Below are 4359 nucleotides of genomic sequence, written 5' to 3'. Positions count from 1 at the left end.
GCGGCCGTCGGTTGCGATGCCCATCTCCTTGGCGAGCGCCAGAAGTTTCTTGCGGTCCTTGATGCCGTAGTCCGGCGCCTCGCCGCGCGCCATCGCCAGGAACGTGTGGGCGACGCCCCGGCCGTGGTCCGAGTGGGCGCTGGCGCCCGCCGCCACCGCACGCAGGAAGTTGCGCGCGATGATGGTGTCGGCATCGGCCCCGCACACGCCGCGCCGCGGCCCCTCGCCGAACGGGTCGATCCGGCAGGGGCCCATGTTGCAGATGCGGCAACAGAGGCCGAGTTGGCCGAAGCCGCATTGCGGCTCCTGGGCCTCGAGGCGGTCCCAGGCGGTCTCGATTCCAGCCTCGGCCATCCGCGCCAGCATCTCCTGCGCCGCCGGGTCGCACGACATCTTCTTCGGATCCATTCGGACTCTCCTCGGTTACGTTGCGGAGGACGACTCCGCCAACCGCGCGGCCGCGCCCCTGCGCCTGCACTTGGGACACAACCGTGCGAGCCGGCGAAATTCCTCCCAGTCGTTTTTGGCCCTCTTGAGGGCTTCTTCGGACACCGGCAGGCTGACCACGCGTTCGCCGCACGCCTCGCACGTGAGCAACTTCGCCCGCGCCTTGAACGGCGAGATCTCGATCTCGCCCTCCTCTTCGTGAATCCGGATCTGAATGGTTCCGACGGGACAGACGGCGGCACAGGCGCCGCACGCGATGCAATCCTCGGACGGTTGCCTGAAGGGCGGGCTGACCGCGCGGTCCTGGCCGCGACCGGAAAAACCGATCGCCGCACAGCCGAGGACCTCGTCGCACACGGCCGTGCAGAGGCCGCACAGGATGCAATCGCGCTGGCTCACCGTGACCGTGGGATAAGGGGTGCCCTCGACGCCCATGCGGCGGGCCATCGCCTTGAGGTCCTCGTTCTCGGGCGCACGCGCCAGCAGGAGTTGCATGACCCCGGCTCGGGCCTGGACGGCCCGCTCGCCCGAAACGCTTACGGTAATATCCCGGCGGACGGGGTAATTGCACGCCGTCACCAGTTGCTTCCAGTCGCCGCGGTCCAGTTCAACCATGCAGACGCGGCACGTGGCGGGAGGCGAAACGGCCGGGTGGTAGCACAAGGTCGGAATCCACAGGCCGGCCTTCCGGGCGGCGTCGAGAATCGTCGCGCCCGTCTCCACCTCGACCTTCACGCCGTCTATTGTCACCGTGGGCACCGCACAGACTCCTCTAGACCCTCAGGACCGCGTCGAACGGACACTTCTCGAAACACATCCCGCAGAGAGTACACTTCTGCTGGTCGATCACGTGGGGCACCTTCTTTTCGCCCGAGATGGCGTCCACCGGGCAGTGCTTCTTGCAGAGGCCGCAGGCCTTGCAGGCCTCCGCGTCAATCTTGTAACGGAACAGGCCCCGGCACTCCTTGGCGGGACACCGCTTTTCGAGGATGTGGGCATTGTATTCGTCGCGGAAATAGCGGATGGTCGAAAGCGCGGGGTTGGCGGCGGTCTTCCCCAGGGCGCACAGCGCGGTGCCCTCGAGCAGCACCGCTATCGTCTGGAGGCGCTCGACGTCGCCGGCCTCCCCCTCGCCGTGGGTGATCCGGTCCAGGATGTGAAGCATCTGGGCGAGTCCCTCGCGGCACGGGGTGCATTTGCCGCACGACTCGTCCCGCAGAAAGTTCGTGAAGTACCGGGCGACGTTCACCATGCACGTATCTTCGTCCATGACGATCATGCCGCCGGAACCCATCATCGAGCCGAGTTTCGTCAGTTGGTCGAAGTCCACCTGGGCGTCAAGGTTCTCCGCCGGGATACATCCGCCGGACGGTCCGCCCGTCTGGACGGCCTTGAACGCCTTGCCTCCCTGGACGCCGCCACCGATCTCTTCGATGATCCGTCGCAGCGTGATCCCCATCGGCACTTCCACCAGACCGGTGTTCACGACGTCGCCCACGAGGCTGAAGACCTTGGTGCCGGTGGATTTTTCGGTGCCGATGGAGGCGAACCACTCGCCGCCGCGGTTGACGATGGCGGGCACGTTCGCCCACGTTTCCACGTTGTTGAGATTGGTCGGCTTGTCATGGAGGCCATGCTCGACCGTGTGGACGTACTTGGCCCGCGGTTCTCCGGGCCGCCCCTCGAGCGAAGCCATCAGGGCGGTGGACTCGCCGCACACGAAAGCCCCGCCGCCGCGATTGATCCGGACGTCAAACGAGAACTCCGTGCCGAGAATCTCTTCGCCCAGGAGTCCCAGTTCGCGCGCCTGTCTGATCTCCCGCCGCAGGTGCTCCACGGCGAGGGGGTACTCGTTCCGAACGTAGATGTAACCCTGAGATGAACCGATGGCGTAGGCGCCGAGGATCATTCCCTCGAGGACCAAGTGCGGGTTGCCTTCCATAATCGAACGATCCATGAACGCCCCGGGGTCGCCCTCGTCGCCGTTGCAGATGACGTACTTGGGTTCGCCGGCAGCATTGCGGCACGAACGCCATTTTCGGCCCGTGGGGAACCCGCCGCCGCCCCGGCCGCGGAGGCCCGAGCGTTCCACCTCCTGGAGCACCTGCTCGGGCGTCATCGTCGTAAGGGCCTTCACTAAGGCACTGTAGCCGCCCGCACCGGCGGTCTCGCCGGGCGAGGCCGACGGGTCCGCACCGATGTAATCGTCGATGTTTGTCGGATCGATCACACCGTTCCCCGCCAGAACGATCCGCTGCTGGGCCTTGTAGAAGGGGATCCCGTCGGCCGTCCTGGCTCGTTCTCCGGTCGCCGGGTCCTCGTAAAGGAGCCGCTCGACCACCCGGCCGCCGAGCACCGTCTCGCGAAAGATCTCCGCGACGTCCGGTTCTTCCACTTGCTGGTAGAAGACGCCTGCCCCGAGTGCAGTCGAGGGGTCCCCGGGCTGGATGACCACGATGGGACCCCGCTGGCAGAAGCCGTGGCACCCGACGCACTTGACGGCCAAGACCCGCGCGTCGGTTTCCCTGGCCGCCTGGGTGAAAAGGTCATAGACTTTCCGTGACCCCTTGGCCGCGCAGCCCGTGCCGATGCAGACCCGCACGGACCTCGCCGAGCGGCTCCTCGACTTGAGCAGCCCTTCCCGCCGGTTGGCCAGGTCGGACGGGCTGCAAAGACGTTTTCTCTCAACGACCGTCACGCTTCCGCCTCCGTTTCAGCAGCCTCCTCCTCAGCGGGCAGGCCGCGGAGAATCTCCATCGCCGAGTCAGGACTCACGCCATCGTGGTACTTGCCGTCCACGATCATCACCGGCGCCAGGGCGCACGCGCCCACGCAATTGACCGGCTGGAACGTGAAGAGACCGTCCGGCGTGGTCCCGCCCGCCTCGACCTGGAACTCTTTCGAGATCCGCTCGGCGATCTGGCCCGCACCCTTCAGATAGCAGACCGTCCCCACGCACAGGGTCACCTCGTGCAGCCCCTTCGGCGCGAGGCGGAACGACGAGTAGAACGTCGCGACGGCGTACAGGCGGCTCAGGGGCACGTCGAGCCGCCCGGCCAGCCGGCGCAGTTGATCCACCGGCAGATACCCGCAGTCGGCCTGCAGATCCTGCATCATGGGGATCAGCATGCCTTCATCGCCCTCGTAGCGATCCACGATGTCGGCGACGATCTGTTCTTCCGTTAGTTTGCTCTCGGCCATCCGTCTTAGACCTCAACCAGAGCCGCTAAGAGGCTGTTTCATAACCCCCTCTCCCACCGGGGGAGGGGGAATTGAAACAGCCGCTAAACCGACTCAATCGTCACTTCCGCTCCGCGTTTCTTCAGTTCGTCCGCAATCTCCCGGACAACGGTCAACTTCATGCCCAGTTCCCCCGGCAGGCTGGGGTTCTGGTGGGCCGGGTTGACGGCCCGGCCGACGATGAAGTGAACGTAGTCCACGTCTAACAGCAACCTCACGAGCGTGGCCGCGCCGTCGTTGCGAAACTGGACCGTGTGTTTGTCCGCGCCGGCGCGCAGCAGTTCGTTCGTCCGGGTCAGTGTCAGAATGCCCTCGGTGACCAGGTCGATGTTCTGCATCCGCGCCAGCGGGGGCACATCGGGCTTCATTGTCTCCAGGTCAACCTCCAGCGGCTGACCGAGATGGCGGGAAACGATTGTCGCCGTCGTCCCGCCACACACGATGTGCAGCCCTTGTCGCTTGATGAACCGCGCCAACACCCTTTCGTCCGACGCAGCCTCCCCCGGCGGACCTGTCAAAACCGTGGCGACCAGTTTGGTGCGGACCTTGATGACCGCGATGCTGACATCGTCGCCCGGGGCCCCGGCATAAAGCTCCGACACTGTGTCCGCAAGCCTGTCCGCCACATTTTGGGCCGACAAATCCGGATGCGCGTGCGTCTCCAGGTACCGG

Annotated in this window: 5 protein-coding genes; all 5 read right to left on the bottom strand. The window is 65.8% G+C overall.

Annotated features, from left to right (window positions below):
* Positions 1-408 (bottom strand): carbon monoxide dehydrogenase (locus tag NTX40_08635; protein MCX5649144.1); only part of this gene is annotated, 408 nt, incomplete at its 3' end.
* Positions 409-423: 15 nt separating this feature from the next.
* The gene (locus NTX40_08630; GenBank protein MCX5649143.1) at positions 424-1206 is read right to left on the bottom strand and encodes a 2Fe-2S iron-sulfur cluster-binding protein; all 783 of its coding nucleotides are present in this window, start codon (positions 1204-1206) and stop codon (positions 424-426) included.
* Positions 1207-1219: 13 nt separating this feature from the next.
* Positions 1220-3145: a 4Fe-4S binding protein gene (locus tag NTX40_08625; GenBank protein MCX5649142.1), complete on the bottom strand. Its 1926-nt coding sequence runs from the start codon at positions 3143-3145 to the stop codon at positions 1220-1222.
* Positions 3142-3648, bottom strand: coding sequence for an NAD(P)H-dependent oxidoreductase subunit E (locus NTX40_08620; GenBank protein ID MCX5649141.1), 507 nt, complete (start codon positions 3646-3648; stop codon positions 3142-3144). Before NTX40_08620 ends, NTX40_08625 begins: the two co-directional genes overlap by 4 nt.
* An 83-nt stretch (positions 3649-3731) precedes the next feature.
* A partial coding sequence (locus tag NTX40_08615; protein MCX5649140.1) for a hypothetical protein occupies positions 3732-4359 on the bottom strand: 628 nt, incomplete at its 5' end.

The sequence above is a fragment of the Planctomycetota bacterium genome (genome assembly GCA_026387035.1).
In the GTDB taxonomy this organism is placed as follows: domain Bacteria; phylum Planctomycetota; class Phycisphaerae; order FEN-1346; family FEN-1346; genus JAPLMM01.
Note: the sequence above shows the minus strand (reverse complement) of the source record. Positions and strands in the feature narration are given on the sequence as shown.

Excerpts from the sequence above, each read along its gene's own strand:
- NTX40_08620 (MCX5649141.1), bottom strand. The coding sequence starts at position 3,648 with ATGGCCGAGAGCAAACTAACGGAAGAACAGATCGTCGCCGACATCGTG.